This window comes from Streptomyces sp. NPDC021749 (assembly GCF_040640655.1).
In the GTDB taxonomy this organism is placed as follows: Bacteria; Actinomycetota; Actinomycetes; order Streptomycetales; family Streptomycetaceae; genus Streptomyces.
This window is the reverse complement of sequence record NZ_JBFACE010000004.1, coordinates 83,756-100,267: the sequence shown is the minus strand read 5'-3', so window position 1 is coordinate 100,267 and position 16,512 is coordinate 83,756. Positions and strand designations below refer to the sequence as shown.

Below are 16,512 nucleotides of genomic sequence, written 5' to 3'. Positions count from 1 at the left end.
AGGTCCGGCGGGGGTCAGGGGGCTTCGGGTGAGGTGACGGTGAACAGGCCGCCGTCGGGGTCGCGGATGACGGCCTGGCTGCCGTTGCCGTCGGCGGTCGCCGTCACCGGGGTGACGGTCCCGCCGGCGGCGACCGCGGCGGCGGTCACCTTGTCGATGTCGTCGACCGGGAAGTGCACGTGCCAGCGGGGCCGCACCCGCGGGTCCGGGGCGGCCTCCACCGCGCCGCCGCGCAGGGTGGCGACGGTGTGGGTGCCGTCGTGCACGACGACCTGGTCGTGTTCGTAGGTGACCTCGCAGCCGCCGGACCGGTCGGAGGCCCATTCGAAGACCTCGGCGTAGAAGATGGCGGCCTCGAAGGCGTCGCGGGTGCGCAACTCCAGGCAGGCGGGGGCGCGGCCCTGCCCGACCGACCAGGCGAGCGTCTGGCCCTCCCAGAAGCCGAAGGTGGCGCCGTCGCGGTCGGCGGCCAGCGCGGCGCGTCCGGGGCCGAGCTTGAGCGGGCCGACCGCGACGGTCGCCCCGCGCTCGCGGATCCGGTCGGCGGTCAGGTCGGCGTCCTCCACCGCGAAGTACGACGTCCAGGCCACCGCGACCTGGAAGCTCTGGGCGAGCGCGCCGATGCCGGCGACCGGCTGCCCGTCGGCCATCGCGACGGAGAACTCCTGGCCGAGGCTGGCCGGGCGGAACCGCCAGCCCAGTACCGCGGAGTAGAACTCCTGCGCCGTTTCCAGATCGCGGGCCATCAGGCTGACCCAGCACGGAGCGCCGCGCACCGGGGTCGTGGGGCCATGGGCCGACATGACATCTGCCTCCTGTCGCTTCGCCCCCTCCCACTGTGCCAGCGACGCAGCGGGGCCGCACCGGGGCGCCCGCCGCGGGGCAGCGCAGTTGTGCCGGTCTTGATCAGGCTCGATGCTGTAGGTACTGAACCGGGCTGGGTTGATGCCATGAACGCATGGAACGCGGCGGAGAGCGCCGACTTCCGTGGTCCCCTCGACGTCACCAGGGCGGCCACAGCGGTGCTCGACGCCCGGGACCTGGTCATCGGGTGGAGTCCGGCGGCCCAGCGGCTGCTCGGCTACCGGCCGGAGGAGGTCATCGGGCGTCCCTGCGAGGCGTTCTTCCCGGCCGCCGAGGCGGCCGGTGGCGCATGGCCCGGTGCGTCCGAGGGGGCCTCGCTGAGCAGCGGCCGGCCGGGGACGGCGCGGCACCGGGACGGCCGGCTGCTGCCGGTGGCGGTCACCACCTGCCCGCTGGGGACCGCGTCCGCCGACTTGGGGCCGGGCGCCCCGGCCTGTGTCCTGGTGGCGGCCGGGCTGGGCGCGCAGCAGGAGTGGGAGTCGCGGCAGGCGATGCTGCACGGGCTGGCCACGCAGTCCCCGGTGGGGCTCGGCATCTATGACACCGATCTGCGGGTGACCTGGGGGAACGCCGCGTTCGTGAAGGAGATCGGGCTGCCGCTGCGGGAGTTCCTCGGCACCCGGGCCGAGGCGCTGTACCCGGACGGCGAGTTCGTGACGGAGGGGTACCCGCGCACGCTCGACGCGGTGATGCAGCAGGTCCTGGAGACCGGTGAGCCGGTCCTCGACCTGCACTTCGTCGGCCAGCAGCCGTCCGAGCCGGGCCCGGACCACGTCTGGTCGTGCTCCTACTACCGGCTGCACGACGCGCACGGGGAGGTCCTCGGGGTGTGCGAGGACGCCTTCGACATCACCGACCGCTATCAGGCGCAGCGCCGGCTGAACCTGCTGGTGGCGGCCGGTACCCGGATCGGGACGACACTCGACATGACGGTCACGGCCCGGGAGATCACCGAGGTCGCGGTGCCGGACTTCGCGCGGACGGTCACCGTGGACCTGGTGCGTCCGGTGCTGGAGGGCGAGGAGCCGGCGCCGGGGGACGGTACGGTGCCGCCGCTGGTCCGGGTGGCCACCCGCAGCGCCGGTGACCCGCCGGACGCGGTGCCGCACGGCCCGTACCGGATCGAGTATCCGCCGGGGTCGCTGCCGTACCGGAGTCTGTCCTCCGGGGGGAGGGTGCGGGCGGAGGACTCGATGGTGGTGCCGCTGCGGGCGGGCGGCGCCCCGATGGGGCTGGTCACCTTCACGCGGGGGACGCATCCGTCGGTGTTCGACAAGGGCGAGATCGAGCTCGCCGACGAGCTGGTCACCCGGACCGCGGTGTGCCTGGACAACGCCCGCCGCTTCACCCGGGAGCACACCGCCGCGCTGGCCCTGCAGCGCAACCTGCTGCCGCAGCACGTACCGGAGCAGTCCGCGGTGGATGTGGCGTACCGCTATCTGCCCAGCGACGACCGGGCCGGGGTGGGCGGCGACTGGTTCGATGTGATCGGGCTGTCCGGGACCCGGGTCGGGCTGGTGGTGGGGGACGTGGTCGGGCACGGCCTGGAGGCGGCGGCGACCATGGGGCGGCTGCGGACGACGGTCCGCGCGCTGGCCCAGCTGGACCTGTCGCCCGACGAGCTGCTGAGCCGGCTGGACGACCTGGTGGGGCAGCCCGGCGAGGAGGGCACGGGCCAGGTCGGCACGCATACCGGCCCGGACGATGTGGCCACCGGCGTGACCTGCCTCTACGCGGTCTACGACCCGGTGTCGCGGCGCTGCACCATGGCCCGGGCCGGGCATCTGCCGCCGGCCGTGGTCGATCCGTCGGGCACCATGTTCTTCCCCGATCTGCCGGCCGGGCCGCCGCTGGGGCTGGGCGGGCTGCCGTTCGAGTCGCTGGATCTCGAACTGCCGCCGGGCAGTCTGGTCGCGCTGTTCACGGACGGGCTGGTGGAGTCGTCGCACCGGGACGTCGACGAGGGGCTGGCGATCCTGGGCCGGGTGCTGGGCGAGAACCGCCGGCCGCTGGAGGAGCTGTGCGACTCCGCGATGGCCGAGCTGCTGCCGGACGGGCCGGCCGCCGACGACTCGGCGCTGCTGCTGGTGCGCACCCGTGAGCTGGACGCACGGCAGGTGGCGGCCTGGGAGCTGCCCGCGGAACCGGCCGCGGTGGGTGCGGCCAGGGAGCTGGCGACCGCGCAGTTGCGGGACTGGGGCCTGGAGGAGCTGTCGTACGCGACCGAGCTGGCGGTCAGCGAGCTGGTCACCAATGCGGTGCGGCACGCCTCGGGGCCGCTGCATCTGCGGCTGCTGCGCGATCTGACCCTGCTGACCGAGGTGTCCGACACCGGGCACACCTCGCCGCACCTGCGCCACGCGGCCAGTGAGGACGAGGGCGGGCGGGGGCTGTTCATCGTCGCGCAGCTGGTGCAGCGCTGGGGCACCCGGTACACGCCGTACGGCAAGACGATCTGGACCGAGCAGGCGTTCCCGCCGCGGTATCCGGGGGCGCCCCGGCCGGTGGACTGACCGGCCGCGGAGCCGCGGCCCGGCGTACGCCGTGCGGGTGTTCGGTGGCCGCCCCATCATGGAACCAAGCGAGGTCCCGGCGACCCGGCGGGCGCGGACGAAGGAGGACCTGTGACGACCAACGGCAAGGAGCAGCCGGCCGAGCACCGGCCGGCCGAGCTGTACACCGGCAGCGAGCGGCCCTACGACCCGGAGGACCTGGTGCGGGCGTCCGGGCGCGAACCGACCCCGTCGAGCCTGGCGTGGGCCAAGCGGCTCATCGACGAGGAGGGGCCGGGCGTCATCGAGCGGTATCTGCCGTGACGGCCGCGCGCTCCGGGGGACGCTCCTGAGGTCTTCTTCCGGATCTCCCCGACGGCCCCGCGCCGGCCAGGCCCGGCGCGGGATGCGGAGGCGCAGGGATGGACATCGAGGTCCTGGCGGCCGGTGCGCTCGGCGGTGTCCTGGCCGAGCGCTGGGCGCGGGCGCTGTCCGCGCCGGGCGGCCCCGCGCACCCGGTGCTGTCCCCGGACTTCGCGGGGGCGGTCGGCGAGGTCCGCCCGGCCGCCCGGGTCGCGGTGCTGGAGAGCGACGGGCGGTGCGGCTGGCTGGGTTTCGAGGAGCGCGGGCACGGCGTCGGGGAGGTCATCGGCAAGGGCTTCACGGACGTGGGCGGGCTGCTCGGTGAGCCCGGGCTGCCGCGGCCCGACTACCGTGCCGTGCTGGCCGCCTGCGGGCTGGCGGTGTGGCGGTTCGTGCAGGCCGAGCCGGCCGGTCCGCCGCTCGGCGGGGCGGGCACGTCGGTGCCTCCCGGGGTCCGGCTGCTGGGCCGGGTGCCGAGTCCGCTGGCCGATCTGAGCGAGGGCTACGAGGCCCACCGGGCGGCCGTCCGGCGGCGCTCGCCCGCCTCGGCGAAGACGCTGCGCAAGCACGAGAACCGGCTGGCGCGCGGCGAGCTGCCGGTGCGGTACGTCTTCGACGAGCGCGATCCGCGGCTGCTGGGCACGATGCTGCGCTGGAAGTCGGCGCAGTACCGGGCCAGCGGCTGGTCCGATCCGCTGGACGCGGAGCGCGGTACGGAGCTGGCGCACGTCCTGGCGGGCCTGCGCACACCGACGTGCACGGGCGCGCTGTCCGTGCTGTACCTCGGTGACGATCCGGCGGCGATGCAGCTCACGCTGCGTTCGGCGACCGTGATGACGTGCTGCGCCACCGCCTTCGACCACCGGTACGCGGCGCATTCGCCAGGGACGGTGCTGCTCGGCCGGGTGATCGCGACGGCGGCGGAGCTGGGGGTGACCACCGTCGACCTGGGCACCGGCGACTCGGAGTACAAGCAGGCGTTCACCACGGAGCAACGCACCCTGCCGCAGGGGCTGTTGTGGCGGCCGACGCTGGTGGCGGGCGGCTGTCTGCTGCACGACGCGGCCGAGCGCACGGCCCGGGACTTCATCACCGCCCGGCCGTGGCTGCGGTCCCGGGTGCGCGGCGCGCTGCGGCGCTACGGGACGCTGCGCGGCTGAAGCGGCGAGAAGCGGCGGGCGGCGAAAGGGAGTCGACCGGGGCGGCGGGGCGGGCGGGTCAGGCGGCGCCGGGCGCGTCCTCGGACAGCAGGAACGCCGTGTTCACCAGCGCGACATGGGTGAACGCCTGGGGGGTGTTGCCCAGTTGGCGGCGTTGCGCGGGGTCCCACTCCTCGGAGAACAGGCCGACGTCGTTGGCCGCCGACAGCACCCGGGAGAACAGTTCCCGGGCGGCGTCCCGGCGGCCGGTCGCGGCCAGCGCGTCGGCGAGCCACAACGAGCAGGCGAGGAAGGCGCCTTCGGTGCCGGGCAGTCCGTCGGCCGCGGTCCGGGCGGCGTAGCGGCGGTGGAAGCCGGCGTGGTCGAGTCCGTCGCGCACCGCGTCGACGGTGCGCACGACCCGCGGGTCGTCGGGCGGCAGGAAGCCGGTCTTGGCGACGAACAGGGTGGCCGCGTCCAGTTCGCGGCTGCCGTAGTGCTGGACGAACACCCCGCGTTCCCGGTCGTAACCGTGCGCGCAGACGTCGGCGTGCACCGCGTCGCGCATCGCCCGCCAGCGGTCGACGGGTGCCGGGAGGCCGGCCAGCCGGGCCATCCGGACCGCCCGGTCCGCGGCGACCCAGGACATGACCTTGGAGTGCACCCAGTGCCGGCGGCCGCCGCGGCCCTCCCACAGGCCCTCGTCCGGGTCCTGCCAGTGCGCCTCGATGAAGGACATCAAGGTCCGCAGCAGGCCCCAGACATGGCGTTCCATCGGGATGCCGGCCCGCAGCGCGAGGTAGAGGGTGTCGACGACCTCGCCGTAGATGTCGAGCTGGAGCTGGTCGACGGCGGCGTTGCCGAAGCGGACCGGGACGGAGTGCTCGTAGCCGGGCAGCCAGTCGGCGTGGGTCTCGGGCAACCGCCGTTCGCCGGCGACGCCGTAGACGCTCTGCAGGTCCCGCGGGTCGCCGGCGATGGCCCGTACCAGCCACTGGCGCCAGGCGGCCGCCTCCTCGCGGAAGCCGCCGCGCAGCAGGGCGGACAGCGTCATGCTGGAATCGCGCAGCCAGCAGAAGCGGTAGTCCCAGTTGCGTACCCCGCCGAGGTGTTCGGGCAGGGAGGCGCTGGCGGCGGCGACGATCCCGCCGGTCGGCCGGTAGGCGAGCGCCTTGAGGGTGATCAGGGAGCGCAGCACGGCCTCGCGCCATTCGCCTTCGTAGCGGCAGCCGGCCGTCCAGCGCCGCCAGGCGTCGGTGGTCTCCCGCAGCGCCCGGTCCGGGTCGATCCGGTGGGCGTTGGGCAGGTGGGAGGGCTGCCAGGTCAGGACGAACGGCACCCGCTCGCCGGCCCGTACGGTGAACTCCGAGCGGGTGCTGGTGTCGTGGCCGTAGGTGTGGACGCCGGGGGCGAGCCGCAGCCAGGCGGAGTCGGGGCCGGCGACCGCGATGCGGTGGTGCTCGGTGCGCCGCACCCAGGGCGCGATCCGGCCGTAGTTGAAGCGGAGCCGCAGGTCACCGCGCATCTCGACGGTGCCGCGCAGGCCCTCGACGAGGCGGACCAGCCGCGGTGACTGGTCGCGCTGCGGCATGAAGTCCAGGACCCGGACGGCGCCGTCGGGGGTTTCCCAGGTGCTCTCCAGGATCAGGGTGTCGCCGCGGTAGGCGCGGCCGGTGCAGGGTCCGCCGGAGAGCGGGGCGATCCGCCAGTGGCCCTGCCGCTCGTCGCCGAGGAGGGCCGCGAAGCAGCTGGGCGAGTCGAAGCGGGGCAGGCAGAGCCAGTCGATCGAGCCGTCCCGCCCCACCAGGGCGGCGGTCTGCAGGTCGCCCAGCAGGGCGTAGTCCTCGATGCGTCCGGGCATGGCGTCCCCTCGGAGGTTTCCATTCTGCGCGCGGCGGCGGCGGTGCGCGCGGTCCGCCCGTTCGGCACACACCGCCTTGCTTCCGATTAGCCCGCTTGCGGTGGATATGAGATCGTAGGAGGCTTTTCCTGCAGCGTGGGATCCCTCTCGCGTGGGGAGGAGGGACGCTCCATGACGCGGCGACGGTGGGTGCCCGAGGGCACCGACCAGGACGTTCCGAACGTCGCCCGGGTCTACGACTGCTATCTGGGCGGTTCGCACAATTTCGCGGCCGACCGTGAGCTGGCCCGGGAGGCCATCGAGATGTGGCCGGACCTGCCGCTGATCATGCGCGCGAACCGGGCCTTCCTGCGGCGGGCCGTGCAGTTCCTCGCCGGGGAGGGCATCACCCGCTTCCTGGACATCGGTTCCGGACTCCCCACGTTCGGCCCGGTCCACGAGGTCGCGCGGGTGGTGCAGCCCGAGGCGCAGGTGGTGTACGTGGACATCGACCCGGTGGCCGTGCAGCACAGCAGGCTGCTGGTGGCCGATGACCCGCTGTGTGCGGTGGTCGAGGCCGACATGCGGGAAACGGCGGGGCTGCTGACGCGGCCCGCGGTGACGGAACTGCTGCGTCCGTGCGAGCCGGTGGCGGTGCTGCTGCTGGCCGTGCTCCACTTCGTCACGGACGAGGAGGGCCCGGAGCGGATCGTGCGGGAGCTGTCCGCCGCGCTGCCGTCGGGCAGTGCGCTGGCGCTGTCGCACGGGTCGCGGGAGGGCCGGCCCGACCTGGTGGAGAAGCACGAGGACCTGTACGCACGGGCGTCGGCGCCGCTGACCATGCGCACGCGGGAGCAGATCGTGGCGCTGTTCGACGGCTTCGAGCTGCTGGAGCCGGGGGTGGTCTACCTCCCCGAGTGGCGTCCGCAGGATCCCGCGCTGGTGGGACCGCATCCGGAGCTGATCAGCGGCCTGGCGGGAGTGGGGCGGAAACCGTGAGCTTCCTGACCGGGGGGCGTCTGGACGCCGCCGCGGTCCGCTTCCGCGACTCCTGGTCGCGGCTGTTGCGGCAGGGCCACGGCGCCGCGGTGAGCCCGGGGGTCCTGGGGCCGCTGGTGTACCGCACGGCCGAGCTGCTCAGCCGCGCCCACACGGAGGACCCGTTCGACCCGGGGGCGGCCGAGCGGGCCGGGGCGCTGCTGGTCGACGCCCAGTTCACCGATCCCGTGGTGCTCGCCCGCGCCGTCGAGCTGCTCCAGGAGTGGCCGGCGGCGGACGACCGGGGGCCCGCGCTGACCGGGGCGTTCGCCGCGGGCTGGTCGGCCGCGCTGCGGGACCGGACGCTGCGCGAGCAGGAGGCGATCCGGCGTGCGGTGGACCTGGCGCGGCGGGACGCGGAGCGGGCGCTGTACGCGTCGGAGGCCCGGTTCCGGGCGATGTTCGAGCGCGCGGCGATCGGCATCGGCTTCGCGGACCTGGACGGGAACCTGATCGCGGTGAACGGCGCGCTGCAGGAGATGTTCGCGGCCACCGCCGCGGAGCTGCGCGGGCTCAACGTCGAGTCGCTGGTGCACCCCGACGACTCGGCCGAGGTGTGGGAGACGTATCACGAGCTGGTGGAGGGCGGGCGGGAGAACTTCCAGTGCGACAAGCCGTACTACCGGCGGGACGGCGAGGTGATCTGGACGCATCTGACGGTCTCGCTGATCCGCGACGAACAGGGCACGCCGCGTTACCAGGTGGCGATGCTGGAGGACATCACCGACCAGCACCGGCTGCAGGAACGGCTGCGCCATCAGGCCACCCACGATCCGCTGACCGGGCTGCCGAACCGGACGGCGTTCTTCGAGCGGCTGGAGGCGCTGTTCGACGATCCGGGGCCGGGGGCGCGCTTCGGGCTGTGCTCACTGGACCTGGACGGCTTCAAGAACATCAACGACAGCCTGGGCCACGACGCGGGTGACCAGCTGCTGGGGGCGGTCGCGGACCGGCTGCACGCCGGGGTGGCGCCGCTGGGTCACCTGGTGGCGCGGCTGGGCGGGGACGAGTTCGCCGTCCTGATGGAGCGGAGCCGGGGACCGCAGGAGGGCATCGCGGTGGCCCAGCGGGTGCTGGGGACGCTGGCGCCGCCCTTCCTGATCGGCGATCAGCAACTGGTGGTACGGGCCAGCATGGGGGTGGTGGAGCAGCCGGTCTCCGCGACCACGGCGAGCGCCGCGATGCGCAGTGTGGACCTGACGCTGTACCGGGCGAAGAAGGAGGGCCGGGGCCGCTGGACGCTGTTCGATCCGCAGCGCAACGCGGTGGCGGTGAGCCAGTACGCGATGTCGGTGCGGATTCCGCTGGCGCTGGACCGCGGGGAGTTCTTCCTCGACTACCAGCCGCTGTGCGCGCTGGACGACGGGGCGATGGTGGCGGTGGAGGCGCTGGTGCGCTGGCGCCATCCGGAGCTGGGGGTGCTGGGCCCGGACGAGTTCATCACCACGGCCGAGGACAGCGGGCTGATCATCCCGCTGGGCCGCTGGGTGCTGCTGCACGCCTGTGAGCAGGCGGCGCGCTGGGCCGCGCGGTTCGGTGACGCGGCGCCGCGGATGAACGTCAATCTGGCGGTGCGGCAGGCCCGGAACGCCGGGCTGATCGCGGACATCGACCGGATCCTGCGGTCGAGCGAGCTGGATCCGGCCCGGCTGCAGCTGGAGATCACCGAGAGCGCGATGCTCGGCCCGCGGGACCCGGCGCTGCAGGCGTTGCACGAGCTGGTCGGCCTGGGGGTGTCGCTGACGGTGGACGATTTCGGCACCGGCTGGTCGAACCTGGCGTACCTGCGGGACCTGCCGGTCTCCGGGCTGAAGATCGACGGGTCGTTCGTGTCCGAACTGGAGGCGAACGGGGAGGATCCGGTGGGCTGGCGGATCATCGGCGGCATGGTGGCGCTGGCGCATTCGCTGGGGCTGTCGGTGACGGCCGAGGGCGTGGAGACGGCGGCGGACGCCCAGCGGTTGCGGTCGATCGGCTGTGACTGCGCGCAGGGCTGGTACTACGGCCGTCCGGTGCGGCCCGGCGAGATCACCCGGCGGATCGTCGAGGCCGCGGGCGGTACCCGCGCCAACGGCGAGGACTGAACACCCCACCACCCCCCGAAGATAATTTCTCCGACATTTTGGACATTTCCCCTTGACGCGTCGCCGCGGACCTGCCCATGATGGGGCCCTGGCACCCGTAGGCAGCGCGGGCACCGCCCCGCAGCCCCGACGGACAGCACATTTGCCAGTCGTGGTGGTCGACGCTTCCAGCGTCCGAGAACGACCGGCGTCTCATCGCCCGGGCACAGCGACCGAGTTCCTCCGCGAGGCCCTCCTGCGTCGCGTCCCCGCAGCTCGTTCTCCTTCGGTTCGCGGGCGTACCGCGCCTTCTCGAACAGGCCCCGGCGGCCGACGCCGCCGGCGTACGCCCCTCACCCTCCGGTACGCCCTGCGGCTTTCCGGCCCGGGCGTCCGTTGCCGTTTCGTGAGGCACGCTCATGAGTTCCCCCCTGCCCTCGGGCACGATCCAGCGCACCGTCAACGGCGGCCGCCCGCTGCGCCGCTCCAGCGACCGCATCACCAGTCCGCTCCCGATGCGACGCGCCAGCGATCTCCCACCGATCTCACACACCGTCAGTTTGGTGATCCCGGCCCACAACGAGGCACGCAACGTCCCCTGGGTGTTCAACCAGATCCCGTCCTCGGTCGACGAGGTGATCCTGGTCGACGGTGCGTCCGACGACGCGACCGTGCGGATGGCCGCGCACTGCTTGCCGTCGGTGCGCGTGGTCCAGCAGACCGGGCACGGCAAGGGCGATGCACTGCGTACCGGCTTCCTGGCCGCGACCTGCGAATACATCGTCATGATGGACGCCGACGGCAGCATGTGGCCCGGCGAGATCCCGCATTACGTGCACTTCCTCGAAAACGGCTTCGACTTCGTCAAGGGCTCCCGCTTCATCGCCGGCGGCGGCTCGCTCGATCTGACGGCGGTCCGCTCGCTGGGCAACCATGCGCTGCTCACCGTGGTCAACCGGCTCTACCACGCCACCCTGACAGACCTGTGCTACGGCTTCTGCGCCTTCCGCCGCAGTTTCCTCGACGACCTGCACCCGCAGGCGCCCGGATTCGAGATCGAGGCGGAACTGATCGCCCACGCACTGCGGCTGGGACTCCGCGTCGCCGAGGTGCCCAGCCTGGAACTTCCCCGCCGTAGCGGGCGCTCGCACCTGCACGCCGTCTCCGACGGCCGCCGGGTGCTGCGGACGCTGCTCGCCGAACGCCCCGGTGGCCGGCGCTCGGCGCCCCTGGGGGCGGGGAAGCGATGATCGGCCTCGGCCCGCGCACCCCTGCGGCCTGCCCCGGACTCGCCGCCCGCGATTCGCTCTACACCCCCGCCCATGTCGTCGAGCTGGACCTGGCGGCGCCCGGTGAGCTGCGCTCGCCCGGCGGCGCGCCGGCCGCCGCCCCGGGTGGACGCGTGTTGGCGTTGGTGCGGCTGCAAGGACACCCGCTCGGGATGGTCAGCGCCCACGGTGTCCTCGGGGACACCACCGGCCTGTACCAGGCGCTGGCCGAAGCCGCGCATCGCCAACTGACCACACCGGCCGCCCCAAAGGCACCCCGGACCGTTCCCGGCCGTCCGGTCCGGGCCCCGGGAGCGGCCGCGCCGCCCGCGTTCACCGTCATCGTCGCCACCCACAACCGTCCCGGGTTGCTGCGCCAGTGCCTGGAATCGCTGCTGCGCAGCCGGCATCCCTCGTACGAGATCGTGGTGGTCGACAACGCGCCGCGCGACGACGCCGCCGAGCGGCTGGTGCGCGACCGCTATCCGTCCCGGGTCAGGTATGTGAGGGAAACCATGGCGGGCCTGGCCCGGGCGCACAACCGCGGACTGCTGGCCGCCCGCGGCCGGATCTGCGCCTTCACCGACGACGACACGCTGGCCGACCCCGGGTGGCTGGACGCCCTGGAGCACGCCTTCGACGGCGGGGCCGCGGGCGACGGCGGGGCGCCGGTCGGCTGTGTCACCGGGCTGATCGTGCCCGCCGAACTGGCGACCGCGGCGCAGTCCGCGCTGGAGTTCCACGGCGGCTTCGGCAAGGGGTTCGCCCCGCGCAGCTGGTCGCTGGCCGACCCGCCCGCCGATCCGCTCTTCCCGTTCACCGCGGGGCAGTTCGGCTCCGGCGCCAACATGGCCTTCCGCACCGACGTCCTGCGGCAGCTGGGCGGCTTCGACCCGTCGACCGGCACCGGCACCCCGGCGCACGGCGGCGACGACCTGCTCGCCTTCTTCCTCGTCCTGGCCGCCGGGCACCGCATCGTGTATCAGCCCGACGCCGTCATCTGGCACCGCCACCGCCGTGAGGCGGACGCCCTGCCGGCCCAGGCGTTCGGCTACGGCGCCGGGTTCGGCGCCTTCCTGGCCGCCGCGCTGCGGCACCGTCCCGGGGCGCTGCCCGCCCTGCTGCGCCGGCTGCCGGGCGGCATCCGGCTCGCCGTCGGCCGGGCCCGCGACCGCTCGGCACCGGCCGGCGTCTGGCCGGCCCGGCTGACCCTGCTGGAACTGCGCGGCATGCTCTACGGGCCGGTCGGCTATCTGCGCAGCGTCCACGCCACCCGTCACGCCGCCACCGCCGGTACGGGCCCGTCATGACCCCGCACACCGCTCCCCCGGGCGTCGCGGACCTGCCCGCCGCGCCCTATCTGGTCGTGCTGCGCCGGCGGGTCGGCTCCGCGCTCCACTACGAGCCGCTGCTGCGCAACGGGCACGTCCTGGTGGCCAGTTCGCTGATGACGGCCGCGGTCGGCGCGTTCTACTGGGTGCTCGCCACGTCCTGGTACCGCCCGGACACCGTCGGCCGCTCGTACGCGGTGATCTCCGCGGTGACCCTGCTCGCCGGCTTCGGGCAGCTCAACCTCACCGACGTGCTGGTGCGGTTCGTCCCGTCGGCCGGCCGGCACACCCGGCGGCTGCTGCTGCGCAGCTACGCCGCGGCCGGCCTCTGCGCCGGGCTGCTGGCCGGTGCCTTCCTCGCCCTGGTGCCGCTGCTCGCCCCCGGCCTGGGCTTCCTGCGCGGCCCGCTGATCGCCCCGTTCTTCGTGGCCGGGACGATGGGCTACGCACTGTTCATCGTGCAGGACGGGGCGCTGACCGGCGTCCGCCGGGCCCACTGGGTGCTCGGCGAGAACGCGGTGTTCGCGGTGGTCAAGGTCCTGGTGCTGACGCTGGCCGCGGGCTGGGCGGTCAGCTCCGGCATCCTGCTGTCGTGGGCCGGGGCGCTGGCCGTCTCGCTCCTCGTCGCCAACTACGTGCTGCTGCGGCGCGCGGTGCCGGCCCATGAACGGGCGCACGCGGACGGGCGGATGCCGCCCCGGCTGCTCGGCTACGCCGCCACCGACTACGGCGGCGCCCTCTTCCGGCTGTCCGCCTACAACATCGTGCCGCTGATCGTGCTCGACACCCTGGGCGGTGCCCGCAACGCCTACTTCTCCCTGTCGTGGGTCATCGCGTACACCCTGTACCTGGCGACCTACAACATGGGCAGTTCGCTGCTGGTCGAGTCCGCGCACGACCCCGCCCGGATCAGCGAGCTCGGCCGCCGGGTGCTGCGGCACACCGGTCCGCCGCTGACCGTCGCGGTGGTCGTCCTCGTCGTCGTCGCCCCCTGGCTGCTGTCGGTCTTCGGTGCCGACTACGCCGACCAGGCCACCGGTGTGCTGCGGCTGCTGGCCCTGTCCGCCCTCCCCAACCTGCTGCTCAACGTGGCCATCGACGTGGCCCGCGCCCGCCGCCGGCTGGCCTGGGCCGTCGCGCTGCAGGCGGCGCTGTGCGCCCTGGTGCTGGGCCTGACCGTCCGGCTGATCCCGCTCTTCGGCATCACCGGTGTCGGGGCCGCCTGGCTGCTGGCCGAGTGCGCACTCGCCCTGCCGCTGCTGATCACACTGCCGCGCTGGCTGCCGTCCCCCGCAAGGAGCCCGCGATGAACACGCTCCGCTTCCGCCTCGCCGGCACCGGTCTGCTGCAGGCGCTCCGCTTCGTGCTCGGCATGCTGTGCGGCAGCGGACCGGCGACCGTCGCGGTGCGGCCGGCGCAGTCCGCCGCCGGAGCGGCCCGCACCGAGCCGAGCCTGAGCGTCGTCATCTGCGCCTACACCCTCGACCGCTGGGAGCAGTTGCTGGACGCGGTCCGCTCGGTGCAGCGCCAGCACCACCCGGCCGACGAGATCCTGCTCGTCGTCGACCACTGCCCCGAGCTGGCCCGGCGCGCCGAGTGCGCGCTGCCCGGCGTACGGGTGCTGCCCAACGCCGAGGCCCAGGGGCTGTCCGGCGGCCGCAACACCGGGGTCCGGGCCGCGCACGGCGAGATCGTGGCCTTCCTCGACGACGACGCGGCGGCCGACCCGGACTGGACCGCCCGGCTGCTCACCGCCTACCACGACCCGCGGGTGCTCGGCGTCGGCGGGCTGGTCCGGCCCCTGTGGGAGACCGGCCGGCCCGCCTGGTTCCCCCGCGAGTTCGACTGGGTGGTCGGCTGCTCGTACCGGGGCCTGCCCGAACACCGGGTGCCGGTACGGAACTTCATCGGCGCCAACATGTCCTTCCGGCGCGCCGAGGTACTGGCCGCCGGCGGCTTCCGCACCGACCTGGGCCGGATCGGCACCCGCCCGCTCGGCTGCGAGGAGACCGAACTGTGCCTGCGGGTCGCGGCCCGCAACCCCGGCGGGAAGCTGCTGTACGAGCCGGCCGCCGCGGTCCGCCACCACGTGCCCGCCGCCCGCACCACGCGGACGTACTTCCGGGCCCGCTGTTACGCGGAGGGGCTGTCGAAGGCGGCCGTCGCCCGGCACGCCGGTGCCGGCCCGGCGCTGGCCAGCGAACGCACCTATCTGCGCCACACCCTCCCGGCCGCGGTCGCCGACGGGCTGCGGCCGGGCGGCGGGGCGCCGCCGCGCACGGTGCCGGCGCTGGCGACCGGGGTGAGCGCGACCGTCCTCGGCTACGCCGTCGGCCGGCTGCGCCGACCCGTGGAGCGCACCCGCCCCCAGGCCGCGCTGCACACCCTGGCGGTGCTCGCACTGCCCGCCGCGCTGCTGCTGTGGCTGTTCTCGCTGCGCGGGGTGGACCTCGGCGCGATGAGCGACCTGGGCCTGGTGCAGGTCCTGCCGGTCACCTACTGGACCGGGCTGGCGCTGCTCGGCATCGGGTTCTGCGCCGCGCTGACCGACCGGCGCACCCACGGTCTCCACCACGCCGGTTACGTGCTGGCGCTGATCACCTTCCTGCACGCCACGCCGCTCGCGCTCTACCCCGAACTGCGCTACTCCTGGGCCTGGAAGCACGTCGCGGTCACCGACGTCCTGCTGGACACCGGCACCCTGCCCACGGCGGCCGGCCGGCTGTCGGTATACGCCCGCTGGCCCGGCTTCTTCTGGGCCAACGACCTCTTCGTCACCCATATGGGCCTCAAGTCGCCCGGTTCCTACGCCAGTTGGTTCCCGCTGCTGATCAACGTGGCGCTGGTGGTCCCGCTGCTGGCGCTGTACCGCTCCTTCAGCCGGAGCCGGCGGCTGGTCTGGGGCGGCGTCTTCCTCTTCTTCAGCTGCTCGTGGGTGGGCCAGGACTACTTCTCGCCGCAGGCGTTCGCCTTCCTGCTGTACGTGTGCGTGATGGCGGCCGTCGTGCACCGCCTTCCGCGGCCGGGCCGGCCACGAGCGGGCCCGCCACCGCTGGGCTGGGCGGTGCTGGTGCTGCTCGCGATCGCCACCATCGTCGTGTCGCATCCGCTCACCCCGATGATGCTGGTCGGCTCGCTGCTCCTGCTGTCCCTGCCCCGCCGCAACCGCCGGGTGGCGGTGCCGGTCCTGCTGGTCGCGCTGGCGCTGACGCTGGCCTGGGACCTGACCGCGGCCCGGCCGTTCCTGGAGGAGAACCTCAACGACCTGATCTCCGGCCTGACCACGCCCGAGTCGAACGCCGGGTCCGGGCTGCTCGGCCTCTCCGGGGCCACCAGCGGCCAGGTGATGGTCGCCTGGGCCGACCGGATCCTGTCCGCGGTGGTCTTCCTGTTCGCCGGGCTGGCGGTGCTGGTGCGGCCCTCCCTGCGGCGCAGCGCCCTGCCGTGGCTCGCGGTGGCGCCGCTGCCCTGGGCCGTGGCCAACAGCTACGGCGGCGAGATGATCTTCCGGGTGTACCTGTTCGCGCTGCCCGCGACCGCGTTCGGCGCCGCGGCGCTGCTGCTGCCCCCGCTGCTGAGCCCGTCCCGCGGCCGCGGCCTGCGCCGGGCCCTGCGGCGGGTACGGGCCGCGGCGGTGCCGGTGGTGCTGGTGGCGCTGTTCGGCGCGCTCTCCCTGGCGTACTTCGGCAAGGAGGACGTCAACTACTTCACCGTGTCGGAGACTTCGGCCGCCAAGTGGCTGGCCACGCACGCCCCGGAGGGCTCGCTGATCGTCGGCGCCTCGGACAACTTCCCGCACGCGTACCACGATTACGAGTACCACGACCGGCTGTGGCTGTCCGAGGCGGCGCCCGGCGACCAGTGGCAGGTGCGCCGTGATCCCGCGGGCGAGCTGCACGTGCTGTCCGGCTCGGGGCCGCGCCCGGTCTACCTGATCCTCAACCGGGCCCAGGACGCCCAGGTCACCGCCACCGGAGCGCTGCCGCCGGACACCCTCGCCCATCTGCGGAGCGTACTGGCCCACCGCTCCGACTACCCCGTCGTCCACCGCACCGCCGACGCGGTCATCTATCGCATCCTGCCGGAGCGCACCCCAGGAGGTTCCTGAGAGCAC

The 16,512-nt window shown here is 74.0% G+C and carries 11 protein-coding genes; 9 read left to right on the top strand and 2 right to left on the bottom strand.

The window, feature by feature from the left end:
* Positions 1-14: 14 nt before the first annotated feature.
* Complete coding sequence (locus AB0G35_RS05530) at positions 15-803, bottom strand: VOC family protein (protein WP_360944107.1); 789 nt, start codon at positions 801-803, stop codon at positions 15-17.
* Positions 804-950: 147 nt separating this feature from the next.
* Between AB0G35_RS05530 and AB0G35_RS05525 the strand changes: the two genes are divergently transcribed.
* From AB0G35_RS05525 to AB0G35_RS05515, 3 genes are all read left to right on the top strand, one after another.
* Positions 951-3,377 (top strand): SpoIIE family protein phosphatase, encoded by a 2,427-nt coding sequence (locus tag AB0G35_RS05525; protein ID WP_360944104.1) that lies wholly within the window; start codon positions 951-953, stop codon positions 3,375-3,377.
* A 111-nt stretch (positions 3,378-3,488) separates the two neighbouring features.
* Positions 3,489-3,680: a hypothetical protein gene (locus AB0G35_RS05520; RefSeq protein ID WP_360944101.1), complete on the top strand. Its 192-nt coding sequence runs from the start codon at positions 3,489-3,491 to the stop codon at positions 3,678-3,680.
* Positions 3,681-3,778: 98 nt separating this feature from the next.
* Positions 3,779-4,879: a GNAT family N-acetyltransferase gene (locus AB0G35_RS05515; protein WP_360944098.1), complete on the top strand. Its 1,101-nt coding sequence runs from the start codon at positions 3,779-3,781 to the stop codon at positions 4,877-4,879.
* 58 nt (positions 4,880-4,937) lie between these two features.
* On the opposite strand, the gene AB0G35_RS05510 is transcribed toward AB0G35_RS05515, so the two are convergent.
* Positions 4,938-6,719, bottom strand: a complete 1,782-nt coding sequence (locus AB0G35_RS05510) for a glycoside hydrolase family 15 protein (RefSeq protein WP_360944095.1) — start codon at positions 6,717-6,719, stop codon at positions 4,938-4,940.
* Between the two features lie 171 nt (positions 6,720-6,890).
* Between AB0G35_RS05510 and AB0G35_RS05505 the strand changes: the two genes are divergently transcribed.
* The 6 genes from AB0G35_RS05505 (at position 6,891) to AB0G35_RS05480 (ending at position 16,506) form a co-directional block, all read left to right on the top strand.
* Positions 6,891-7,697: an SAM-dependent methyltransferase gene (locus AB0G35_RS05505; RefSeq protein WP_360944092.1), complete on the top strand. Its 807-nt coding sequence runs from the start codon at positions 6,891-6,893 to the stop codon at positions 7,695-7,697.
* Complete coding sequence (locus AB0G35_RS05500; protein ID WP_360944089.1) at positions 7,694-9,820, top strand: EAL domain-containing protein; 2,127 nt, start codon at positions 7,694-7,696, stop codon at positions 9,818-9,820. The genes AB0G35_RS05505 and AB0G35_RS05500 overlap by 4 nt, the downstream gene beginning before the upstream one ends.
* A gap of 398 nt (positions 9,821-10,218) precedes the next feature.
* Positions 10,219-11,049, top strand: coding sequence for a glycosyltransferase family 2 protein (locus tag AB0G35_RS05495; RefSeq protein ID WP_360944086.1), 831 nt, complete (start codon positions 10,219-10,221; stop codon positions 11,047-11,049).
* Positions 11,046-12,377, top strand: a complete 1,332-nt coding sequence (locus tag AB0G35_RS05490; RefSeq protein ID WP_360944083.1) for a glycosyltransferase — start codon at positions 11,046-11,048, stop codon at positions 12,375-12,377. Before AB0G35_RS05495 ends, AB0G35_RS05490 begins: the two co-directional genes overlap by 4 nt.
* Positions 12,374-13,708: a hypothetical protein gene (locus AB0G35_RS05485; protein WP_360944080.1), complete on the top strand. Its 1,335-nt coding sequence runs from the start codon at positions 12,374-12,376 to the stop codon at positions 13,706-13,708. Before AB0G35_RS05490 ends, AB0G35_RS05485 begins: the two co-directional genes overlap by 4 nt.
* On the top strand, positions 13,705-16,506 hold the full coding sequence (locus AB0G35_RS05480; RefSeq protein ID WP_360944077.1) for a glycosyltransferase: 2,802 nt from the start codon (positions 13,705-13,707) through the stop codon (positions 16,504-16,506). The genes AB0G35_RS05485 and AB0G35_RS05480 overlap by 4 nt, the downstream gene beginning before the upstream one ends.
* Positions 16,507-16,512: the final 6 nt, after the last annotated feature.